Consider the following 21,087-nt stretch of genomic DNA (forward strand, 5'->3'; position numbering starts at 1 on the left):
GTCGTCGCCTCCTGGGTCCGGGAAGTCACGCGGCGGCTCCCGGAGCGGAAGCGGCGGTGATCCCCTTGGTGGAGGCGATCACGTTCTTCAGCTTCTTGGAGAGCGCCTCATAGAACATGCTGAGCGGAAACTCGTCCGGAAGCACATCATCCACCAGTTTGCGGGGCGGCTGCGACAGGTCGAGAGCGTCGGGGCCCTTCGCCCAGCGGGATCCGGGGTGCGGGGCGAGGTAGGTGGAGACCAGTTCGTACGCGGCGAACCAGTGGACCAGCTTCGGGCGGTCGATGCCGTCGCGGTAGAGGGTCTCGATCTCGGCGCAGAGCTGGTTGGTGACCTGCGGCGCCCGGTCCCAGTCGATCTTCAGGGTGTTGTCGGTCCAGCGCACCACGTCGTGCTTGTGCAGGTAGGCGAAGAGCAGCTGCCCGCCGAGGCCGTCGTAGTTGCGCACCCGGTCACCGGAGACGGGGAAGCGGAACATCCGGTCGAAGAGCACGGCGTACTGGACGTCGCGACCGTGCTGATTCCCCTCGGCCTCCAGCCTCACGGCCTCCTTGAACGCCGTGAGGTCGCAACGCAGCTCCTCCAGGCCGTACATCCAGAACGGCTGGCGCTGCTTGATCATGAAGGGGTCGAACGGCAGGTCGCCGTGGCTGTGGGTGCGGTCGTGGACCATGTCCCACAGGACGAACGCCTGCTCGCACCGCTTCTGGTCGCCGACCATCTCGCTGATGTCGTCGGGCAGCTCCAGGCCGAGGACGCGCACGGCCTCCTCGGTGACGGCGCGGAAGCGTGCCGCCTCGCGGTCGCAGAAGATGCCGCCCCAGGTGAAGCGCTCGGGAGCTTCACGCACGGCGATCGTCTCGGGGAAGAGGACCGCGGAGTTGGTGTCGTACCCGGCGGTGAAGTCCTCGAAGGTGATGCCGCAGAAGAGAGGGTTGTCGTAGCGGGTGCGCTCGAGCTCGGAGAGCCACTCGGGCCAGACCATGCGCAGCACGACCGCTTCGAGGTTGCGGTCCGGGTTGCCGTTCTGCGTGTACATCGGGAAGACGACGAGGTGCTGGAGGCCGTCCTGTCGCCCGGCGGCCGGGTGGAAGGCCATCAGGGAGTCCAGGAAGTCCGGGACACCGAAGCCCGCTCCGGCCCACTTGTGGAGATCGGCCACGAGCGCCTGGTGGTAGTCCTTGTCGTGCGGAAGCAGCGGGGAGAGCTCTCCCACCGCGTCGATCACACGGTCGACGGCAGCCTTCGCCGCGGACCGGGCGGGCGCGCCCTCTGCGTCGAAGTCGATGGAGCCGTCCTTGGACTGCCAGGGCCGGATCTCCTCGACGGCATTCTTGAGCGCCGGCCAGCTCGGGTGGTCGACTACCGGATCGGCGGGGGATATGCCCCCTGCAGCCACGTCCTGCACAAGAATTTCCGTCATGTCACTTCCTCCACAGGAGAACCTCGCGTCAAGACACCGTATCCGTGCGTCATTGTCTCGGACAAGTGGAAGCGTGGGAAATTATCCTGCCCCACCCCCCTGATCGCCGCAGGTTTTGCGGTTGCGGGTGGTCTGCGCGGGTACTTGCCTCCTGGAGGCCGGTCGTCAACGGCCTGCGGGACGCGCCCACGCCAGGGTGACACGGCACGTTGCGGACGGCGCGCCGACGCGGCGCCCGGCGGGCCCGCCGGCCCTCTCGCCGCACCGGCGCCCCGGCCGTGTGCACGCGCCCCGTCCTTGTCGGAGCCGTCCTCCCGGTCATGCCGCCGGGGTCGCGAGGGCGGACGGACGGGTTCCGGACACCCCCGTGCGGGAACGGTTCCGTCGTCGGGACGGGCCGTTAGGCTGCGTCCTTACCGCGGGGGCGAGCGGGTCGCGCCGCGGGAGCCGCCGTCGACGGAAGCGAGAGAATCTTGACTTTCCTCACCATCGGTCATCGCGGGGTCATGGGCGTCGAGCCGGAGAACACCCTGCGATCCTTCGTCCGCGCCGAGCAGTGCGGCATGGACATGATCGAGTTGGATCTGCATCTGAGCAAGGACGGCGCGCTGGCCGTCATGCACGACGCGGACGTGGACCGCACGACCGACGGAAACGGCCCCATCGCCGAGAAGACCCTCGCCGAACTGCGTCAGCTCGACGCGGGCCGGGGCGAGCGCGTCCCGGTGTTCGAGGACGTGCTCGACGCCGTCCGTTCGCCGCTGCAGGCGGAGATCAAGGACGTGGCGGCGGCACGTGCGCTGGCCGACGTGATGAAACGCCGCGATCTGGTGCCGCGGGTGGAGGTCTCGTCGTTCCACGACGATGCCGTCGCGGAGATCTCCTCCTTGGTTCCCGGCGTGCGCACCGTCCTCATCGCCAGCCGCTGGGGCGCGGACATCGTGGACCGCGCGAAGGCCGTGGGCGCCGCGTCGCTCGCGCTGAACATCCGCAGGCTGACATTGGAGACCGTCGAGCACGCCCACGGCGAGGGGCTGAAGGTCATCGGATGGGTGGTCAACACCCAGGACCATCTGCGGCTCGTGCGCGCCCTCGAACTCGACGGCGCGACCACCGACTTCCCCGAGATCCGGCGGACCGGCCGGTTCACGGCCTGAGTCCTGCGCGGTACTCGGCCGGATACTCAGCCGAGGTTCTTCACCAGCAGCTCGAAGGCCAGATCGTCGCGCTGCGGGATGCCGAAGCGCTCGTCGCCGTACGGGAACGGGCTGAGCCTGCCCGTACGGCGGTAACCGCGGCGCTCGTACCAGGCGATCAGCTCCTCGCGGAGCGTGATCACCGTCATGTGCATCTCGCGCACACCCCAGGTCTCGACGGCACTGCGCTCGGCCGCGGCGATGATCGTGCGGCCGAGGCCGCCGCCCTGGAGTTCGGGCCGGACGGCGAACATCCCGAAGTAGGCGGCTTCGCCGCGGTGTTCGAGCTGACAGCAGGCGATGGGGCGGCCGTCGCGCTCCACGACCATCAGCCGGCTGCCCGGCGTCGTGATCACCGCCAGGACCCCCTCGGGGTCGGTGCGCTGGCCGCCGAGGATGTCGGCCTCCGTGGTCCAGCCCGCGCGGCTGGCGTCGCCGCGGTACGCCGACTCGATGAGCGGGACGAGAGCCGCAACATCGGCGGCGGTCGCGTCGCGGTAGGTCAGCTCACCGGAGTCCTGGGGCGGTGCGGTGTCCATGGAGTGCCTCTCCGTTCCACTCGGGGCGGGTGGCACGAGAGTAACGCGCGCCCTCCTGGGCCCTTCCCGCCGGTCGCCGATGCGCCGCGACCCGACTGCGCCCCTGCCGCGCTCCCCTTGTGATCCCGTGCGCTCGCGTACGTGGCCACGCCGTGGGCATCGACCACACGACGCCGTCGAAGGGGAGGTGCGCGTGCACGGACCGACGATGTCCGGCTGGCTGCTCATGGCGTTGTGCACGGCGACCGGGGCGTACTGCCTGGTGCGCATGCGCAGTTGTACCGGCGAGGCGCGCGAGGGTGCCGGGGGCGAGGCACTGATGGGGTTCGGGATGGCTGCGATGGCAGTGCCCGCCGCCGTGCTCACGTTGCCGTCCTGGCACTGGGTGGCGTACGCCGCGGTCTTCGGCGCAGCCGCGCTGCGTACGGCGCGGTCGGTGCGCGGGCACCCGCACCATGCACACCACCTGGTGGGCTGCCTGGCGATGATCTACATGGCGGTGGCGATGGCCGCCCCTGTGGGCGGGCACACCTCCCACGCGGCCGCGTCCGCGAGCGCGGGAGTGCCACTGCTGACCACGGCACTGCTCGTCTACTTCACGGCGTATGTGCTGCGCGCCGGCATACGCCTGGTACCGGCCCCCTCCCCCGCCGGCGCCCCCGGTTCGACGGCGGCCGCCTGGCAGGCCCGGCCGGAACCGGCCATGGCCTGCAGACTCTCGATGGGCATGGCCATGCTGGCGATGCTGCTCACTCTCTGAGGAAGGCGTCAGGGCCGCGCGAGCGGACCGTGGCGTGCGTCACTTGGCATGCCGTGCCATACCCGCGAGTAGTGCCGCGCTCATAGTCTGCATCCCATGATGGTCTCGCTCGCGCTGCTGTTGCTCGGCGCACTGGCCGCCGTCGTCGCCCCGCGTCTCATGGCACGCGGCGACTGGCCGGAGCGCGAGCCGGTCGTTGCGCTGTGGGTGTGGCAGTGCGTGGTGGCCGCCGTTCTTCTCTGCTTCGCCCTGTCGATGACCTTCAGCGCGGCCGCGGCCTGGGCATGGGTTCGCGGCCATGTGTTCGCGTCGGCCCCGCACGGCGTCGTCGAGGCATACGCACTGGGCGCGAACGGGCCGTGGTCCGCCGTGCTCGCCGTCCTACTCGCCTGCGGCGGGCTGTGGACCGGGGCCATGCTCTCCCGCGAGATCCTGCGCGCCCACCAGCGGCGCCGGCAGCGCCGCCGGGATCTGCTGGTGCGTTCGCCGCTGATGCCGGGCGAGGTGCCGGGCGACGAGCCACTGGTCGTGCTGGAGGGCGAGCGTCCGGACGCCTGGTGGCTGCCGGGCGCGGCACCCCAACTGGTCATCACCACGGCCGCGTTGCGCAGGCTGAAGGGCCGTCGGCTGGACGCGGTGCTCGCCCATGAGCAGGGACACGCCCGAGCCCGGCACGACTGGCTGCTGCACTGCTCGGCCGCGCTGGCGAACGGTTTTCCGCAGATCCCGGTGTTCGCCGCATTCCGCGACGAGATGCACCGGCTGGTCGAGCTGGCCGCCGACGACGTCGCCTCGCGGCGGTACGGCAGGCTGACGATCGCGCTGGCGCTGGTCGAACTCAACGAGGAGCGCGGGGTGTTCGGACCCTGCCCCACGCCGGACGCCCAGCTTCCGCGGCGCGTGAACCGGCTCCTGAGCCCCGTGCCGCGGTTCACGGCGGGCCGCCGGCTGCGGCTGACGGCGGCGGCCTCGCTGGTGCCGGTGGTTCCGCTGCTCGTGGCATTCGTCCCCGGTCTGCGCGCCCTCGGTTAGCCCCGAGGGGTGCCGAGGGGCGAGGATCGGATCATGTCCTCCCCGCGTGCATCGAGCCCGCCGTCCACTGCCGCGCGCGCCGACCGGTTGCTGCCGACCGCGGCGCGGACCGGCACGGCGTGCCTCGTCCTGTCGGCGGTGCTGCTGGTCCTGGTCGCCCTGCCCTGGTCGCCACTGATCTCCTTCGACCGCGACGTCGCCGACTCCCTGCACCGCTCTGCGGTGGCCGAGCCGGGGTTGACGCAGGTCAACCGGGTGCTCACGGACTGGGTGTGGGACCCGTGGACGATGCGCCTGCTCGCCGCCGCGGCAACCGTGTGGCTGTGGCGCCGGTCCGAACGCCTTCTCGCGGTATGGGTGGCGGCGGCGAGTGCGGTGGGTGCCGGGCTGCAGCAGTCGCTCAAGGCACTGGTGGACCGGGAGCGCCCGCAGTGGCCCGACCCCGTCGACTCGGCGCAGTACGCGGCATTTCCCTCCGGTCACGCGATGACGGCGGCGATCACCTGCGGGCTGCTGCTGTGGCTGGCACGGCGGCAGGGGGCGGGAGGGCGCGGCTGGACATGGGGGGTGGCTCTGGCTGCGTCGTCCGTCGTGGGTGTCGGTCTCACCCGGCTGTATCTGGGCGTGCACTGGCCTTCGGACGTGGTCGGCGGCTGGTTGCTCGGGGTCTCGGTCGTGGCACTGGCGGTGGTGTCGTACGAACGGACGGCCTTGTCGCGCCGCCGCTGAGCCGGGAAGGATCGGCGCATGGCGATCAAAGCGGTGCTCTTCGACTTCTCCGGCACTCTCTTCCGCATCGAGTCGGTCCACGACTGGCTGAGCGCGGCGCTCCGGGACCGTGGGCAGGTGCTTCCGGAGCACGAAACCGTCCGTTACGCGCAGCAGTTGGGGGCGGCGGGCGCACTGCCCGGCGGGTCGTCGACCCAGCGCCCGCCGGAGCACCTCGCGGCTCTCTGGGCGGTCCGCGACGAGAGCGCGGAGCTGCACCGGGCGGCGTACACCGGCCTCGCCCGTGAGGTGACCCTGCCGGACGAGGGCCTGTACGACGCGCTCTACGACCGGCACATGGCGCCTGCGGCCTGGCGGCCGTATCCGGATGCGGAGGCGGTGCTGCGCGGGCTGCGTGAGCGGGGGGTCGGGGTCGGCGTGGTGAGCAACATCGGCTGGGATCTGCGGCCGGTGTTCCGCGCCCATGGTCTGGACGCCCTGGTCGACGCGTACACGCTCTCGTACGAGCACGGTGTGCAGAAGCCGGACGCGCGGCTGTTCAGAGCCGCGTGCGACGAGCTGGGCCGGGATCCGCACGACGTGCTGATGGTGGGCGACGACCGGCGGGCGGACGGCGGCGCCGCAGAGGTGGGATGCGCCGTCCACTTCGTGGACCATCTGCCGGCCGACGAGCGGCCCGCGGGACTGCGTCCGGTGCTCGGGCTGGTCGACCGTGACCGCTGAGAAACTGCCCGGCGGACTCCCGCTGAGCGCCGGGAACGAGCCAGAGCGCGCGGGAGCAGGCTGAAGCCGCCGGGACCGGACGATCCCCCGCGTCGCCCGGTCCTGGCAGCACCCGCGACGACCAGCCCCTGAGGGCGGCGTGCGGTACGCGCTGAGTATACTGGCTGCGAGCCAGTCAACGCAGGAGTCCAGCATGTCCCCGCGGAGCGCATCGGTCAATGAAGAGCTTCGTCGGCGTTCTCGGGAGCGGCTGCTGACGGCGACGGTCGAGCTCGTCGACGAGCGCGGATTCGAGGCCACGACGCTGGGCGACATCGCCGACCGGGCCGGTTCCGCACGGGGTCTGATCTCGTACTACTTCCCGGGCAAGCGGCAGCTGCTGCAGTCGGCGGTGCACCGGCTGATGCACCTCACCCTGGAAGCCGCGCTGGAACGTGAACCGCGCACGGACGACGGCCGGGAGCGGCTCGCGCGGGCCATCGACGCGATCCTCGGGCTCGCGGTGGAGCATCCGGTGCTGATGCGTACGCACATGGCCGGAATCCTTCAGGCGGACGGCTTTGTGCGGTGCCCGGAGCAGCAGCGGCTGGCCGCTCTGCTGCGCGACACGGTGGAGCGGTACGGATCAGAGGACGTGGACACCGACTACCCGCTGCTGCGCGCCCTGCTGATGGGCGCGGTCTTCGCGGTTCTGCTGCCGGGCGCGCCCATGCCCCATGCGCGGCTGCGCGCGGAGCTGTTCCAGCGGTACGGGCTGGACTGGGAGTTCGGCGTTCCGCCGGGCGGGCCGATGCCCGGCGGAACGTCGCGACCGGGCGTGGATCAGTCGTCGAAGTCGTCGAAGTAGTCGGGCTGGGTCTGGACGTTGAGCTCGTCCATCCGCACCCGCTTGCCGGCGTCGGTGCGCCGGTCACTGATCTTCAGGACGTCGAAGCCCTTGGCCATGTCGTTGGAGTAGATGTAGCCGTTGTAGTAGTACGCGGACCAGGAACCGGCGGTGATGTTCTCGGTGGCACTGACCGGGCCGCGCTCGAAGTAGGCGATCTCCTTCGGCTTGGCCGAGTTCGTGAAGTCCCACACGGAGACTCCGCCCTGGTACCAGGCCTGGACCATGATGTCGCGGCCCTTGACCGGGATCAGCGAGCCGTTGTGCGCCACGCAATTCTCGGTGGCCGCCTGGTGGCGGTCGATCTTGTAGTAGCTGCGGAAGACCAGCTTGCGGTGGTCGCCCCTGCCCTTGATGTCGTAGATGCCGTCGGCACCGCGGTTCGGGCCGATCTCGGCGTTGCAGGTGGCGCCGACGCCGCCGCCGAGCTCATCGGTGAAGACGACCTTGTTCGCCCTCTGGTTGAAGGTGGCCGAGTGCCAGAACGCGAAGTTGACGTTGTCCTGGACGCGGTCGATGACCTTCGGGTTCTCGGGGTCCTCGATGTCGAAGAGGATGCCGTCGCCCATGCAGGCGCCGGCGGCCAGGTCCTCGGAGGGCAGCACGGTGATGTCGTGGCAGCCGGTCGTCTTGGAGACGCCCGGGTTGGTGGGTCCGCCCGGGTTGCCGCCACCGTCGGGGCCTTCACCCGGGAAGAGGACCGGGAAGTTCACGATCGCGGACTTCTCGGGAGCCTTGCGCGGCACCTTGATGACGGAGATCCCGTCGTGCGGCGGCTGGCAGTCGGGGAACGCCGCGCTGGGCGAGTACGAGGAGACGTAGACGTAGACGTTCCTGCGCTCGGGCACCAGCGTGTGGGTGTGCGAGCCGCAGGCGGTCTCGACGGCGGCGACGTACTTCGGGTTGCGCTTGTCGCTGATGTCGAAGATCTTCATGCCCTCCCACGACGACTTCTCCGTCGCGGGCTGCGAGGTGCTGGCGCACGAGTTGTCGCTGCGCGAGGAGTCGGTGGACAGGAAGAGCAGGTCGCCGGAGACGGTGATGTCGTTCTGCGAGCCGGGACACAGCACCTGTGCCACGGTCTTCGGCGATCTCGGGTTGCTGATGTCGAAGATCCGGAAACCGTCGTAGTTGCCGGCGAACGCGTACCTGCCCTGGAACGCGAGGTCCGAGTTGGTCCCCTTGATCGCGTCCTTGGGGATGTTCGTTACGTGCTCGATGTTGTCGCTGTGGACGACTTCGTCCACGCCGGGAATCTCGCCGTCGGAGATGGCCGTCCGGGTTTCGGCCTCCTGGCTCGACGACACCCTGCCCTGAGCCGGAACGTCCCCGGGGTCGGGGATCGCGGTGGCGGGGCCGGCGGTCAGCAGCGTGGCCAGCAGACCGGCGGCGGCTGCCGCCGCTCCGAGGTGTCTGCGCCGCACTCGGGTGGTGTGCAACAGGGTCACTGCGTCCTCCCTTGTAGCCGTTCGTAGTTGAACGGTTCACGGACCCCGGCAGTATCTTCCCTTGCATGCACATCTCAACAGATGGCAACGCAGCCGTAATGAAAGTTTTTGATCGGCTGCGCTCGGAAACATCCAAATGGGTGCTCGAAAACCCCACGTGCCACAGGAGGTCGCCGTGCTGAACCACCGCAGGTCCCCGCGTGCCCGAACGTCGTTCGTCGCAGCGGCAGTCGCCGCGGCCGCCCTCGCCCTGGGGGCCTGCGACGCCGACTCCGGCACTCCCGCCCAGACCAAGGCGGGTACGGGGCCCTCGGTGGTGGCACCCGGGAAGCCGGGAGAGCCGGCGAAGACCCTCTCCGCCGAGGACGCCGCGAAGGCGCTGCCCGACGACAGCCCCAACGCCGCCGACTTCCGCTATGCGCACATGATGATCACGCACCATGAACAGGCGCTGAAGATGACCTCGCTCGCTCCCGGCAGAGCCACGTCACCCCAGGTCAAGCGGCTCGCCGACCGCATCACGGCCGCGCAGAAGCCGGAGGTGGGCGCGATGCGGGGGTGGCTGGAAACCAACGCGGAGAACGACACGGCGGGCAAGGGAGAGCACGACCACGGCGCGATGCCCGGCATGGCCACCGAGGCGCAACTGACCCAGTTGCGCCACGCGAAGGACAAAGCTTTCGACGAACTGTTCCTGAAACTGATGATCACCCATCACCAGGGGGCGATCACCATGGCGGCGGACGTCCTCTCCGAGGGCAACAACGTGGCGGTGGAGGAGATGGCGAACGACGTCATCGCGCAGCAGACGAGCGAGATCGGCCGGATGCGCGCCATGTGACGCCATGGGACTCGTGGGACGGCGTGGGACGGCGTCCGCGCCGGGCGCCGCTGGGGTCGGGCCGGCGCGGGCGACCGCGCCGTGCCGGCATCTCCCCAGCGGCGCATGCCGGTGCGATGCTGGAATCCCCTGCGGGAAGGAGCGCAGCCGTGCTTCGCGTCGCCGTCGTCGGATCGGGCCCCAGCGGGGTCTATGCCGCGCAGGCCCTCATCCAGCAGACCGCCGTCCCCGATGTGCACGTGCACATCCTGGACCGGCTGCCCTGCCCGTACGGGTTGGTGCGCTACGGGGTCGCCCCCGACCACGAGAAGATCAAGTCCCTGCAGAACAACCTCCGCTCCGTGCTGGAGGACCCGCGCATCGACTTCGTGGGCAACATCGAGGTGGGGGCGCACGGGCTGGGGCCCGCACGGCTGCTGGAGCTGTACCACGCCGTCGTGTACTGCGTGGGGGCCGCCAGGGACCGCAGGCTGGGCATTCCGGGCGAGGAACTGCCCGGGAGCCACTCCGCCACCGACTTCGTCTCGTGGTACAGCGCCCATCCCGACGCCGTGTCCGGCGGCTTCCGTCTGGACGGCCGGTCGGCCGTGGTGATCGGGGTCGGCAACGTTGCCGTGGACGTGGCGCGCATTCTCGCCCGCGGGGCCGAGGAGCTGCGCGGCACCGACGTACCCGAGGGCGCCCTGGGCGCACTGGCGGCAAGTGGGGTGCGCGAGGTGCACATGGTGGGGCGGCGCGGCCCGGCCGGTGCCAAGTTCACCACCAAGGAACTGCGCGAACTGGCCACGCTGCCCGGAGCGGACGTGCTGGTGGACCGGGCGGACCTCGCGCTGGAGACGGCCTACGCCGACCCCGCCGCCGTGCCCGCCGTCGTGCGCCGCAATCTCACCGTCGTACGGGAATGGGCGGCGCGGCCTCCGCAGGGGCGGCCGCGGCGCATCCATGTGCGGTTCTTCCTGCGCCCGGTGGAGCTGCTGGAGCGGGGCGGCCGGGTGGCGGGGGTGCGCTTCGAACGCACCGCACCGGACAGCCGGGGCGGCGTGCGCGGCACCGGTCGGTACGAGGACATCGAGGCGCAGTTGGTGCTGCGGGCGGTGGGCTACCGGGGTGTGCCCATGCAGGGGCTTCCGTTCGAGCCCGAACGCGGGATCGTGCCGAATGCGGCGGGGCGGGTGCTGCGGAACGGGGCGCCCTCGCCGGGTGAGTACGTGGCGGGATGGATCAAGCGGGGTCCGACCGGCGTCATCGGCACCAATCGGCCGTGCGCCAAGGAGACCGTGGCCTCGCTGCTCGACGACGCGGCCCGGCTCGAAGGCCGGCCGGTCGCCGCCGATCCCCTGGCGGAGCTGCGGGCGTCCGGACACCGTCCGGTGACCTGGCCGGGCTGGCTGGCGATCGAGGCGGCGGAGGAGGCGCTGGGCCACACCCTGGGCCGTCGGTCCGTCAAGATCCCGGACTGGCCGGGGCTGTTGTCGGCGGCCGAAGCAGCGGGCGGTGTGCCCCGGCGGCCGGAAGACGGGCGGGACTGAGCCGCCCTCGCGGTGTGCTTACGCGGCCGGCTTCGGGGGTCGCCGCTCGCGACGACGGTCAGCCCGAGCCGAGGCGACCGGCCTGGCCGTCGGCCGCGGCCAGCACGCTGTCGAGCAGACCGGGGAACAGGGCGTCCAGGTCCGCTCTGCGCAGACCGTTCAATTTGGCCGTGCCGCGGTACATCTGCTGGATCACGCCGCTCTCCCGCAGCACCCGGAAGTGGTGTGTAGTCGTCGACTTGGTGACGGGCAGCTCGAAGTGCGAACAGGACAACTCGGCCTCGGCAGTGGCGAGTTCGCGGACGATCTGAAGGCGAAGGGGGTCGGCGAGGGCGTGGAGCACGCTCTCCAGCCGGATCTCGTCACGTGTCGGGTGGTCGAGCACTCGGGCGCTGGTCACGGTGGTCACGGCGGCTCCGCTTCGTCCGGGGTTCGACCAGGGGGTCTGGCGACCATTGTACGAGATCTCTCGTAGTTTGACATTCCCCGTACTACGATGCCTATCGTACGAGTGTGCCGCCGGCGTTCCGGATCCTGTCCCCCTCGGCCGGCCCCGACCCTGCAATGCACTGCCCCGCCTGAACGGAGTCCACCGTGAGCGTGTTGTTCCATCCGTACACCCTGCGGTCGCTGACCATCCCCAACCGTGCATGGATGGCTCCGATGTGCCAGTACAGCGCGGAGGTGTCCGGGCCGGAGGCGGGCGTCGCGAACGACTGGCACTTCACCCACTACGCGGCCCGTGCCGCCGGGGGCACCGGGCTGATCCTGGTGGAGGCGACCGCGGTCAGCCCCGAAGGCCGGATCAGCCCCGCGGATCTCGGGATCTGGAACGACACCCAGGTGGCCGCCTTCCGGCGCATCACCCGCTTCCTGAAGAGCCAGAACACCGTCCCGGGGATTCAGCTCGCGCATGCCGGCCGCAAGGCGTCCACCGACCGGCCGTGGAAGGGTGGTGCGCCGCTCGGCACGGACCAGGACGGCTGGCAACCGCTCGGCCCCAGCCCCGTCCCCTTCGACGACACTCACCCCGTGCCCGACGAGCTGACGCGGGAGGACATCGCCGGGATCGTCGGACAGTTCGCGGAGGCGGCCCGGCGCGCACTCGACGCCGGCTTCGAGATCGCCGAGGTGCACGGCGCACACGGCTATCTGATCGGGGAGTTCCTCTCCCCCCACAGCAACCACCGCACCGACGCCTACGGCGGCTCCTTCGCCAACCGGGTCCGCTTCGCGCTCGAGGTCGTCGACGCGGTGCGCGCCGTCTGGCCGCAAGAGCTGCCCCTGTTCTTCCGGATCTCCGCCACCGACTGGCTGGAGGAGGCCGGGTGGACGCCGGACGACACCGTCCGCTTCGCGTCCCTGCTCAAGGAACACGGCATCGACCTGCTCGACGTCTCCTCCGGCGGCAACGCCGCACGGGTGCGGATTCCGGTCGGCCCCGGATACCAGGTGCCCTTCGCCGCCCGCGTCAGGGCCGAGACCGGCCTGCCGGTCGCGGCCGTCGGCCTGATCACCGACGCCGCTCAGGCGGAGAAGATCCTCGCCAACGGGGAGGCCGACGCCGTCCTCCTCGGCAGGGAACTGCTGCGCAACCCGTCCTGGGCCCGCCACGCGGCCCGCACGCTCGGCGGTGACGCCCACGTGCCGCAGCAGTACCACCGCTCGGTCTGAGCCGAGGGGACCGCGGAACTCATCGGCCGCCGGGAGAATCTCCCGGCGGCCGATGAGTTTCGCCGCCCGGCCCGGTCTCCCCTTCCGTCACCGGGTCGTCATGCGCCGAATCCGCACCACAGGACGCTGTCAGTGGTCGGGTGCAGACTGGCCCGTATCCAGACAACGGCGTCCTGGAGGGAAATCGGCCATGACCGATGTAATGCTCACCGTCGGCACCCGCAAGGGTCTGTTCATCGGCCGCAGAAGCGGCGGGGCATGGGAGTTCGACGGCCCCCACTTCAATGCGCAGGCCGTCTACTCGATCGGCATCGACACCCGCAGAGCAGTGCCGCGACTGCTCGTCGGCGGCGACAGCGCCCACTGGGGCCCGTCAGTGTTCCACTCGGACGACCTCGGCAGGACCTGGGTCGAGCCCGAGAAGCCCGCGGTCAAGTTCCCCAAGGACACGGGCGCATCGCTGGAGCGCGTGTGGCAGCTGCACCCCGCGCCCGAGGACGCACCGGACGTGGTCTACGCGGGCACGGAGCCCGCCGCGCTGTTCCGGTCCGAGGACGGCGGTGAGAGCTTCGAGCTGGTGCGGCCGCTGTGGGAGCACCCGACACGCTCGCAATGGGTGCCGGGCGGAGGCGGAGAGGCGGTGCACACGGTGGTGACCGACCGGCGTGACCCGTCCTCCCTCATGGTGGCGGTCTCGACGGCCGGAGTGTTCCGCTCCCGGGACGGCGGCGCGAGCTGGGCCCCGTCCAACAAGGGGGTGTCGGCCGTCTTCCTGCCCGACCCGGACCCGGAGTTCGGGCAGTGCGTGCACAAGATCGCCCAGGACGCTGCGGATCTGGACCGGCTCTACCTGCAGAACCACTGGGGAGTGTTCCGCAGCGACGACGGCGGGACGCGGTGGACCGACATCGGCGCCGGGCTGCCGTCCGACTTCGGCTTCGCCGTGACCGCGCACCCGCACCGCCCCGACACCGCCTACGTCTTCCCGATCACCGCGGACTCGGACCGCGTCCCGGCCGACCGGCGCTGCCGTGTCTACCGCACGACCGACGCCGGACGGAACTGGGAGGCCCTGTCGGCGGGGCTGCCCGAGGGCGACCACTTCGGGACGGTGCTGCGCGACGCGATGTGCACCGACGATGCGGATCCGGCCGGCGTGTACTTCGGCAATCGCAACGGCGAGGTGTACGCGAGCGCCGACGACGGGGACACCTGGCAGCAGCTCGCCTCCCATCTTCCGGATGTGCTGTGCGTGCGTGCGGCGGTGATGCGCTGACGCGACGGTCGACGGCGCGCGGTGTCGCGGCGAACGGACCGCGCCCGGCGGGGTGGAGCGCCCCGACCCGACGGCGTGCAGGACGCGTGCGCCGCACCACTAGAGTGACTCCCCGTGACTGCGCGACCGTTGAAGGACATTGTCGAGCCCGGCTGGGCCCAAGCGCTCGCTCCCGTTGCCGAACGCATCGCCGCCATGGGCGACTTCCTGCGGACGGAGATCGCCGCGGGGCGTACGTATCTGCCCGCGGGACACCATGTGCTGCGCGCCTTCCAGCAGCCGTTCGACGACGTCCGCGTGCTCATCGTGGGGCAGGATCCGTACCCCACTCCCGGGCACGCCGTCGGGCTGAGCTTCTCGGTGGCGCAGGATGTCGCACCGTGGCCGCCCAGCCTCGACAACATCTTCCGGGAGATGCACGCCGACCTGGGCCACCCCCGCCCGGCAAACGGTGACCTCACGCCGTGGACCGAGCAGGGCGTGCTCCTGCTCAACAGGGCGCTGACGACCGCCCCGCGCAAGCCGGCCGCGCACCGCGGCAAGGGCTGGGAAGAGGTGACCGATCAGGCGATCCGTGCGCTCGCGGCGCGCGGCCGGCCGCTGGTGTCGGTGCTGTGGGGCAGGGACGCACGCAATCTGCGGCCACTGCTGGGCAGTCTTCCGGCGATCGAGTCCTCGCATCCGTCGCCGATGTCCGCCGACCGCGGGTTCTTCGGCTCGCGCCCCTTCAGCCGGGCCAACGAACTGCTGGTGCAGCAGGGGGCCCAGCCGGTGGACTGGCGGCTGCCGTGAGCACGGTCCTCGGGGTGGACTCCGGCGGTTCCGGGCTGCGGGTCGCGCTGGCCCGGTCCGGAGACATCGACTCGCCGCGCACCGCGATGTCGTCGGAACCCGTGCGTACCGGCGACGACGGCATCGACGCCGGTCACATGCTCGAACAGCTGCTGCCGATGGCGCGGCGCCTGCTGACGGAGGCCGGGGAGAGCGAGCTGTCCGCCGTCGTGATCGGTGCCGCCGGAATGGCCACGCTGGGTGCCCGGCTGCGTGCCGAGCTGCCCTCGGCACTCGCCACGTCGCTCGGAGTGCGCCGGCTGGGGCTGGCGGCCGACGCCGTGACGGCCTACGCGGGCGCGCTCGGCCAGCGGCCGGGCGCGGTGGTCGCCGCAGGCACGGGAATGATCGCGCTCGGCACCGATCTGGCGTCCTGGCGCCGTGCCGACGGCTGGGGGCATCTGCTGGGCGACTGCGGCGGCGGCGCCTGGATCGGCCGGGCAGGACTCGATGCGGCGCTGCGCGCCCATGACGGACGTCGCGGTGGCTCACGGCGGCTGCTGGAACGCCTGGAGTCCGTGCACGGCCCGGCCGCCGGACTGCCGGCGCGGCTGTATCCGCGTACGGACCGGCCGGCGGTGCTGGCGTCGTTCGCCCCCGAGGTCGCCCGTTGCGCGGCGGACGACCCCGTCTCGGCGGGCATCCTCGAGCGGGCCGCCGCACACATTGCCGAGGCCGCCGCCGCGGTGTGCCCGGCAGCCGGTGACGTGCCCGGCGGACCGTGCGTGGCCCTCACCGGGGGGCTGCTGAAGCTGGGGGAGCCGTTGCTCGCGCCGCTGCGGGCCGAGATCGCCGGGCAGCTCCCCGGCGTACGCCCGGTCCCGGCCGCCGGGGACCCGCTGTCCGGAGCGCTGCTCCTCGCGGATGCCGTCGCCACCGGCGGGATGCTGCTGCCGGTCCACCAGACGATGCTGTACGTCTGCGACGGACCGGGACGCACAATCCATACGTAACCGTCCGGATAAACACGGACAGATGGCGCACGATCGCACCCTCCCCGAACAGTCGCACCCACAAAACCAGTAGCATGCGGCGCCATGAGCTCCCCCACTGGGCCCGCACCCGGCCTGCCTGTACGAATGCCGCGACCCCGCCAGTCCGGGCGGCACCGCCGCCCGGAGCCCGTGGCGGCTCCCGAGGGCGCGCCCGCCCTCGTACTCGCCGTGCCGGGCACTCCTGCGCCCACGACGCGCAGCCTGGCTGAAGAGGTCATAAGCATCGCCCGGTCCGAGCTGCCCGGCCTCGAGGTCGCCATCGGCTACCTCGACGGTGACGACGCCGAGTTCCCCACGCTCGCGACCGTGCTCGCCCACACCGCCGCGCAGCGGATCGAGCGGTACGAGATCGCGAAGGCCGCCGGCCGCGAGGTCGCCGAGCCCCAGGGCCCCGCGGCCGTCGTGGTCCCGCTGCTGGCCGGCCCGGACAACGCCCTCATGCGCCGCGTCCGGCAGGCCGTCATGGACAGCCGCGCTGCCGCCGAGCTGACCGATGTCCTCGGCCCGCACCCGCTGCTCGCCGAGGCGATGCACGTCCGCCTCTCCGAGGCCGGTCTGGCCCGTGCCGACCGCGCGCGGCTGTTCACCGTGGCGACGGCCGCCGACGGCATCATTCTCGCCACCGTGGGCGGCGACGAGGCCGTGCAGGCCGCCGGCATCACCGGCATGCTGCTCGCGGCGCGCCTCGCCGTACCCGTGATGGCGGCGGCGCTCGACGAACCGGGTTCGGTCGCGGCCATCGCCGAGCAGCTGCGGGGCTCGGGCTCGGTCCAGCTGGCGCTGGCGCCGTACCTGGTCGGCCCCGAGCTGCCGGAGGGACTCCTGGACGCCGCCGCGAAGGAGGTCGGCTGTGCCGCCTCCGAGGCGCTCGGCGCCTATCCCGCGATCGGCAAGCTGGTCCTGTCGCAGTACGCCTCCGCGCTGGGCATCGCCCAGCCGCAGGGGACGCAGCTGCGCTGACGCCCCGAGCGTCGGCACGACGGCCCGCGGAGAGGGTGACACCGTGTCTCCGCGGGCCGTTCGCGTGCGGTTGCGGCACGCGGACGGGGTCGGCGACCGGGGCTCGCCCGGCCCGTGAGGCCCGTCAGGTGAACAGGACGCAGGACGCCGCCGGGACCGGGAGTGAGCCGGCGCGGTGCGGGGTGCCGTCGTGCGGGGCGAGGTCGAACCAGGTGACGTCGCCGGAGCGTTCGTTCGCGGCGTACAGCCTGCGGCCCGAGGGGTCGAGGGCGATGTCGCGCGGCCAGTGGCCGCCGCACGGCACGGTCTGCGTCAGCGACGCCTTCTCGAAGCTCTCGTCCAGGTCGAGCACGGCGATCGTGTCGGGCCCTCGGACCGCGGCCCAGATACGGCGGCCGTCGTGGGAGACGACGAGTTCGGACGGGTACGCCGGGCCATGGGTGCCGTCCGGGACCACGGCCGTCTCCGAGACGGGTTCCAGCACGCCCGTGCGGTCGTCCCAGCGGCATACGGTCACCGTGGGTTCCAGCTCGCCCAGCACATAGGCGTGCCGCCCGCCCGGGTGGAAGGCCAGGTGCCGGGGGCCCGTGCCGGGGGGCAGCGCCGTCCCGCCGTGGACGGTGAGCGCTCCGCTCGCCGGGTCGAGTGCGCAGATCCGTATCGAGTCCGTGCCGAGGTCGACGCTCAGCACCCACCGTCCGGACGGATCCGGCAGGACCTGGTGGGCGTGCGGGGCCTTCTGCCGTTCCCGGTGCGGTCCCTCCCCCTCGTGCCGCAGCACCGCGCCGGCCTCACGTGGGATGCCGTCCGGGCCGATGGGCAGCACGGTGACGCTGCCGGAGCCGTAGTTGGCGGTCAGGAGGCGGCCGTGGGCGAGGGCGAGGTGGGTGGGGCCGTCGGCGTGGACGGGTACGCAACCGCCGACCGGCCTGAGGGTTCCCGCTCCGGTGTCGAAGGCTGCGACGGCGCCGTCCGCGGTCTCGGAGACGACGTAGAGCATCTCCCCGGCGCCCATGGCCAGGTACGAGGGGTCGGCGACGGCGTCGCTCGCCCCGGTCTCGGTCAGGGCGCCTGTCGTGGCGTCCACGGTGGCGGCCACGATCCCGCGCCCGCCCGCCGAGGTGAACGATCCGATGAAGGCCCGCCCTGCGCTTGTGTCACCCATCGCGTTTCCCCTCTCCGCCCGCCGGCCGGGCGCCACAGGGCCTCGACCGTAGCAGGCGGTCTAGACCAACTTGGATCACTGGCGGGAACCGGTGGGAAGTCAGCGGGAAAGCGGACGTCAGACGGCGACGAGCGGGGCGCGCGGCGAGGTGGCCACGGGATGGGCGAGATCCGCCAGGGCACGCTCCAGTCCGTGCAGATGGCCGAGGGCGGCTTCCGCGCCGGGGTGGTGCGACGGTACGTGCACGACCTCCAGCGGGGCTGCGGGGTGGTGCGACGGGGCCGGCACGAGGGCGTGCACCGCCGCCTCCACCCGGCTGCAGGCTGCCGCGAGGCGGGCGTCGTGGGAGGCCTGGGGATCGGCGGCGACAGCGGCGAGACCCCGTACCTCGCGCGCGCAGGCGTCCAGGAGTTCGATCACCCTGCGGGCCCGCGCCTTGCGCGCCCGCAGCGGGCTCAGCGGGTGGACCAGTGGCGCGAGCGAGAGCCGGACGCGGCCGAGCAGCAGCTCCAGTTCGGCCGCGAGCGGCGCCGGGTCGGCGGCCTCGTCCCCGGCAAGGCGGCGGGCCGCCGCGGTGGTGCAGCCGTGCACGCACTGGACGGCGCGCCGGATCCACGCGTCCGTCGCGGCGTGGGTGGTCACAGGCAGGACGAGGGCGACCCCGAGGGCCGCGGCCAGCGCCCCGACCGCGGTCTCCTCGAAGCGCAGGAGCAGCAGTCCGGGGTGGAGTACGCCGAGGAGGCCGTAGAGCAGTCCGGCCATGACGGTGACGAAGAACATCATCCAGCTGTACGACGGGGCCGCGGTGTAGAAGATGCCGAAGACGCAGACGGCGACGAGGACCGCGGTAGGGCCGGGGGCGCCCGCGAGAGGGATCGCCACGAGGAGGCCGGCGGCGATCCCGGTGACCGTTCCGACGACCCGGCGGAAGCCGCGTACCAGGGTCTCGCCACGGGACGCGGTGTTCACGAAGATCCACCATGCGGTGCCGACGGCCCAGTACCAGCGGTCCCCCGAGACGATCTGGCCGACCGCGAGGGCGAGGGCGCACGCGGCCGTGGCCTGGAACGCCTGACGTGTGGTGGGGCGGGCGAGTCCGCGTCCGGGCAGCGGTGCGGGCACGGCCGGCGGGGGCGTACGGCGTTCGATGCACCAGGCACCGAACCGGACGGCGGCGGAGGCGGCGAGCGCCAGGGCCACGGAGGCGTACAGCTCGGGCAGCTGGGCGGGGAGGGCGTGCAGGAACTGGGTGACGAAGAACATCATGAACGCGAAGATCCCCAGCGCGTGGCCCCGGGGGCCCCAGCGGCGGGCGTACACGCCGCAGAAGACGACGGCGAGCCAGGCCGCGGCGCGCAGCAGCGGCTGGCCGTGCAGGGTCGTCGCGAGGGCCAGCACGGGGAAGCCGGCGGCGGGCAGCAGGGCCGTGGTGACGGCCTGGCGGCGTACGGTCGGGTCGCCGACGGTGAAGAGCGCCAGCAGCGCGGCGAGACCTCCGGTGATCGACGCGACGAGGGAGAGCCCGGCGAGCTCGGCTGCGGCCACGGCGAGTGAGATGCCGAGCACGGCACGCGTCGAGACCTTCAGGCGCAACCGCCCAGGGTCCGGCGCCACGAACACCCTCTTCAGCAATGCGTCCCGCCCATGATTCGTTCCGGCATGAAAAAGGCGCCGCGGAGTCCGCAGCGCCATTGATGGAACCATCACACCATCCTCCGGGACGATGGCTCAAGTCGTCCCGGGATCACTGGGCCATTGGCACAACTCATGAGATCACCATCGGCCAGAAGCGGGCCAATGGACCACGAGGACGGCCGGGCCCCGTCCGGGGCCCGGCGCGCTACCGTCCGCTCGTGCCGAGGAGCTGCAGCAGTCGTGCGACCTCCGCGGCGACGGCGTCGCGGGCCGGGCCCAGATACTTTCTCGGGTCGGCCACCTCGGGGTGGGCGTCCAGATGGGTGCGGACGGCGAGCGTGAACGCCTTGTTCAGGTGCGTGGAGATGTTGATCTTGGTCATCCCCGCGCGGATCGCCCGGGTGAGGCCCGCATCACCCACGCCGGACGAGCCGTGCAGGACGAGCGGCACGCTCACGGCGTCCCGCAGCCGGGAGATGAGCGCGAAGTCGAGGACGGCGTCCCGGGTGAGCATCGCGTGGGAACTGCCGACGGCCACGGCCAGCGCGTCGACGCCGGTCGCGGTGACGAACGCGCGCGCCTCGTCCGGGTCGGTGCGCACGCCGGGGGCATGAGCCCCGTCCTTGCCGCCGACCTCGCCGAGTTCGGCTTCGACCCACACCTCACGTTCGTGGCAGTGGGCCGCGATCTTCCGGGTGGCGGCCACGTTCTCCTCGTACGGGAGCGCGGCGGCGTCGAACATGACCGACGTGAAGCCGAGTTCGACGGCTTCACGCACCAAGTCGGCGGATTCGGCATGGTCGAGATGGACGGCCACCGGCGCACTCGAGGCGCGCGCGATGGCGAGCGAGGCGCGTCCGATCGGTTCGAGGGAGCGGTGGTAGCGGGCGGTGTTCTCGCTGATCTGCAGAATCACCGGACAGCCGGCCGCCTCGGCGCCCGCGACGATGGCCTCGGCGTGTTCGATCTGCACGACGTTGAACGCGCCCACGCCCGCGGTTGCTCCGACTGCGGAACGGACGATGACATCAGTGGGCGTGAGCGGCATGGACTTCCTCCGACGAAGCAGTTGTACGGACACGGCGGCGGGTGGTCGTGCCCCTTCCGCGCCGTCGCGTGTCCCCGGCGGCGGTGCACGCCTCATGCATGGGTGTTCTCCAGCACCACGGACCGGGTCAGGTTCCGCGGCCGGTCGGGGTCGCAGCCGCGCGCCTCGGCGAGCACGACCGCCAGCCGCTGCGCGCGCACCAGGTCGGCGAGCGGGTCGAGATCGCCGTCGGCGCCCTGGGAGGCAGCGGTCAGCACCCCCTCGACGCGGGCGACATCGCCCGCGAGACCGTCGGGCAGCGCGCCGAACATCCAGGCGACGCGGCCGGGGCCGGTGATGCTGATCGGCCCGTGGCGGTACTCCATGGCCGGGTACGCCTCCGTCCAGGCGCCCGCGG

Annotated in this window: 21 protein-coding genes; 13 read left to right on the forward strand and 8 right to left on the reverse strand. The window is 71.9% G+C overall.

Going from position 1 to position 21,087, the window contains the following annotated elements; translation table 11 throughout:
* Nucleotides 1-25 precede the first annotated feature (25 nt).
* Nucleotides 26-1,423, reverse strand: a complete 1,398-nt coding sequence (locus AC067Z_RS15055) for a DUF6421 family protein (protein ID WP_478789922.1) — start codon at nt 1,421-1,423, stop codon at nt 26-28.
* A 473-nt stretch (nt 1,424-1,896) separates the two neighbouring features.
* On the opposite strand from AC067Z_RS15055, the gene AC067Z_RS15060 reads away from it, so the two are divergent.
* Nucleotides 1,897-2,580 (forward strand): glycerophosphodiester phosphodiesterase, encoded by a 684-nt coding sequence (locus AC067Z_RS15060; RefSeq protein WP_478789923.1) that lies wholly within the window; start codon nt 1,897-1,899, stop codon nt 2,578-2,580.
* Between the two features lie 26 nt (nt 2,581-2,606).
* On the opposite strand, the gene AC067Z_RS15065 is transcribed toward AC067Z_RS15060, so the two are convergent.
* A complete protein-coding gene (locus tag AC067Z_RS15065; RefSeq protein ID WP_478789924.1) occupies nt 2,607-3,158 on the reverse strand; it encodes a GNAT family N-acetyltransferase in 552 nt (183 codons plus the stop codon).
* A gap of 193 nt (nt 3,159-3,351) precedes the next feature.
* On the opposite strand from AC067Z_RS15065, the gene AC067Z_RS15070 reads away from it, so the two are divergent.
* From AC067Z_RS15070 to AC067Z_RS15090, 5 genes are all read left to right on the forward strand, one after another.
* Nucleotides 3,352-3,918 carry a DUF5134 domain-containing protein gene (locus tag AC067Z_RS15070; RefSeq protein WP_478789925.1) on the forward strand — a complete coding sequence of 189 codons (567 nt, stop codon included), beginning with the start codon at nt 3,352-3,354 and terminating at the stop codon, nt 3,916-3,918.
* A 96-nt stretch (nt 3,919-4,014) separates the two neighbouring features.
* Nucleotides 4,015-4,950 carry a M56 family metallopeptidase gene (locus tag AC067Z_RS15075; RefSeq protein ID WP_478789926.1) on the forward strand — a complete coding sequence of 312 codons (936 nt, stop codon included), beginning with the start codon at nt 4,015-4,017 and terminating at the stop codon, nt 4,948-4,950.
* A 33-nt stretch (nt 4,951-4,983) separates the two neighbouring features.
* Nucleotides 4,984-5,679, forward strand: a complete 696-nt coding sequence (locus AC067Z_RS15080) for a phosphatase PAP2 family protein (protein ID WP_478789927.1) — start codon at nt 4,984-4,986, stop codon at nt 5,677-5,679.
* Between the two features lie 18 nt (nt 5,680-5,697).
* A complete protein-coding gene (locus AC067Z_RS15085; RefSeq protein WP_478789928.1) occupies nt 5,698-6,402 on the forward strand; it encodes an HAD family hydrolase in 705 nt (234 codons plus the stop codon).
* A gap of 193 nt (nt 6,403-6,595) precedes the next feature.
* Nucleotides 6,596-7,249, forward strand: coding sequence for a TetR/AcrR family transcriptional regulator (locus AC067Z_RS15090; RefSeq protein WP_478789929.1), 654 nt, complete (start codon nt 6,596-6,598; stop codon nt 7,247-7,249).
* On the opposite strand, the gene AC067Z_RS15095 is transcribed toward AC067Z_RS15090, so the two are convergent.
* A complete protein-coding gene (locus AC067Z_RS15095) occupies nt 7,225-8,736 on the reverse strand; it encodes an LVIVD repeat-containing protein (RefSeq protein ID WP_478789930.1) in 1,512 nt (503 codons plus the stop codon). The two genes, AC067Z_RS15090 and AC067Z_RS15095, sit on opposite strands and share 25 nt — an antisense overlap.
* A 136-nt stretch (nt 8,737-8,872) precedes the next feature.
* On the opposite strand from AC067Z_RS15095, the gene AC067Z_RS15100 reads away from it, so the two are divergent.
* Complete coding sequence (locus AC067Z_RS15100) at nt 8,873-9,577, forward strand: DUF305 domain-containing protein (RefSeq protein WP_478789931.1); 705 nt, start codon at nt 8,873-8,875, stop codon at nt 9,575-9,577.
* Between the two features lie 149 nt (nt 9,578-9,726).
* A complete protein-coding gene (locus tag AC067Z_RS15105) occupies nt 9,727-11,106 on the forward strand; it encodes an FAD-dependent oxidoreductase (RefSeq protein WP_478789932.1) in 1,380 nt (459 codons plus the stop codon).
* A gap of 58 nt (nt 11,107-11,164) precedes the next feature.
* Here AC067Z_RS15105 and AC067Z_RS15110 read toward each other — a convergent pair whose 3' ends face one another.
* Nucleotides 11,165-11,515, reverse strand: a complete 351-nt coding sequence (locus tag AC067Z_RS15110; protein ID WP_478789933.1) for an ArsR/SmtB family transcription factor — start codon at nt 11,513-11,515, stop codon at nt 11,165-11,167.
* 185 nt (nt 11,516-11,700) lie between these two features.
* Here AC067Z_RS15110 and AC067Z_RS15115 point away from each other — a divergent pair, with 185 nt between their 5' ends.
* From AC067Z_RS15115 to AC067Z_RS15135, 5 genes are all read left to right on the forward strand, one after another.
* Nucleotides 11,701-12,780, forward strand: coding sequence for an NADH:flavin oxidoreductase/NADH oxidase (locus tag AC067Z_RS15115; RefSeq protein ID WP_478789934.1), 1,080 nt, complete (start codon nt 11,701-11,703; stop codon nt 12,778-12,780).
* Between the two features lie 190 nt (nt 12,781-12,970).
* The gene (locus tag AC067Z_RS15120) at nt 12,971-14,056 is read left to right on the forward strand and encodes a WD40/YVTN/BNR-like repeat-containing protein (protein ID WP_478789935.1); all 1,086 of its coding nucleotides are present in this window, start codon (nt 12,971-12,973) and stop codon (nt 14,054-14,056) included.
* A 114-nt stretch (nt 14,057-14,170) separates the two neighbouring features.
* Complete coding sequence (locus AC067Z_RS15125) at nt 14,171-14,848, forward strand: uracil-DNA glycosylase (protein ID WP_478789936.1); 678 nt, start codon at nt 14,171-14,173, stop codon at nt 14,846-14,848.
* Nucleotides 14,845-15,840 carry an N-acetylglucosamine kinase gene (locus AC067Z_RS15130; RefSeq protein WP_478789937.1) on the forward strand — a complete coding sequence of 332 codons (996 nt, stop codon included), beginning with the start codon at nt 14,845-14,847 and terminating at the stop codon, nt 15,838-15,840. Before AC067Z_RS15125 ends, AC067Z_RS15130 begins: the two co-directional genes overlap by 4 nt.
* An 84-nt stretch (nt 15,841-15,924) precedes the next feature.
* Complete coding sequence (locus tag AC067Z_RS15135; RefSeq protein ID WP_478789938.1) at nt 15,925-16,842, forward strand: sirohydrochlorin chelatase; 918 nt, start codon at nt 15,925-15,927, stop codon at nt 16,840-16,842.
* Nucleotides 16,843-16,966: 124 nt separating this feature from the next.
* Here AC067Z_RS15135 and AC067Z_RS15140 read toward each other — a convergent pair whose 3' ends face one another.
* From AC067Z_RS15140 to AC067Z_RS15155, 4 genes are all read right to left on the reverse strand, one after another.
* Entirely contained in the window at nt 16,967-18,007 is a 1,041-nt protein-coding gene (locus AC067Z_RS15140; RefSeq protein WP_478789939.1) for a lactonase family protein, read from the reverse strand.
* A 117-nt stretch (nt 18,008-18,124) separates the two neighbouring features.
* The gene (locus AC067Z_RS15145) at nt 18,125-19,636 is read right to left on the reverse strand and encodes an FUSC family protein (RefSeq protein WP_478789954.1); all 1,512 of its coding nucleotides are present in this window, start codon (nt 19,634-19,636) and stop codon (nt 18,125-18,127) included.
* 211 nt (nt 19,637-19,847) lie between these two features.
* The gene (locus AC067Z_RS15150; protein WP_478789940.1) at nt 19,848-20,690 is read right to left on the reverse strand and encodes a class II fructose-bisphosphate aldolase; all 843 of its coding nucleotides are present in this window, start codon (nt 20,688-20,690) and stop codon (nt 19,848-19,850) included.
* Nucleotides 20,691-20,782: 92 nt separating this feature from the next.
* Nucleotides 20,783-21,087: SIS domain-containing protein (locus tag AC067Z_RS15155; protein WP_478789941.1), on the reverse strand; the 305-nt coding region annotated here is incomplete at its 5' end.

The organism is Streptomyces sp. NPDC043812 (assembly GCF_056436245.1).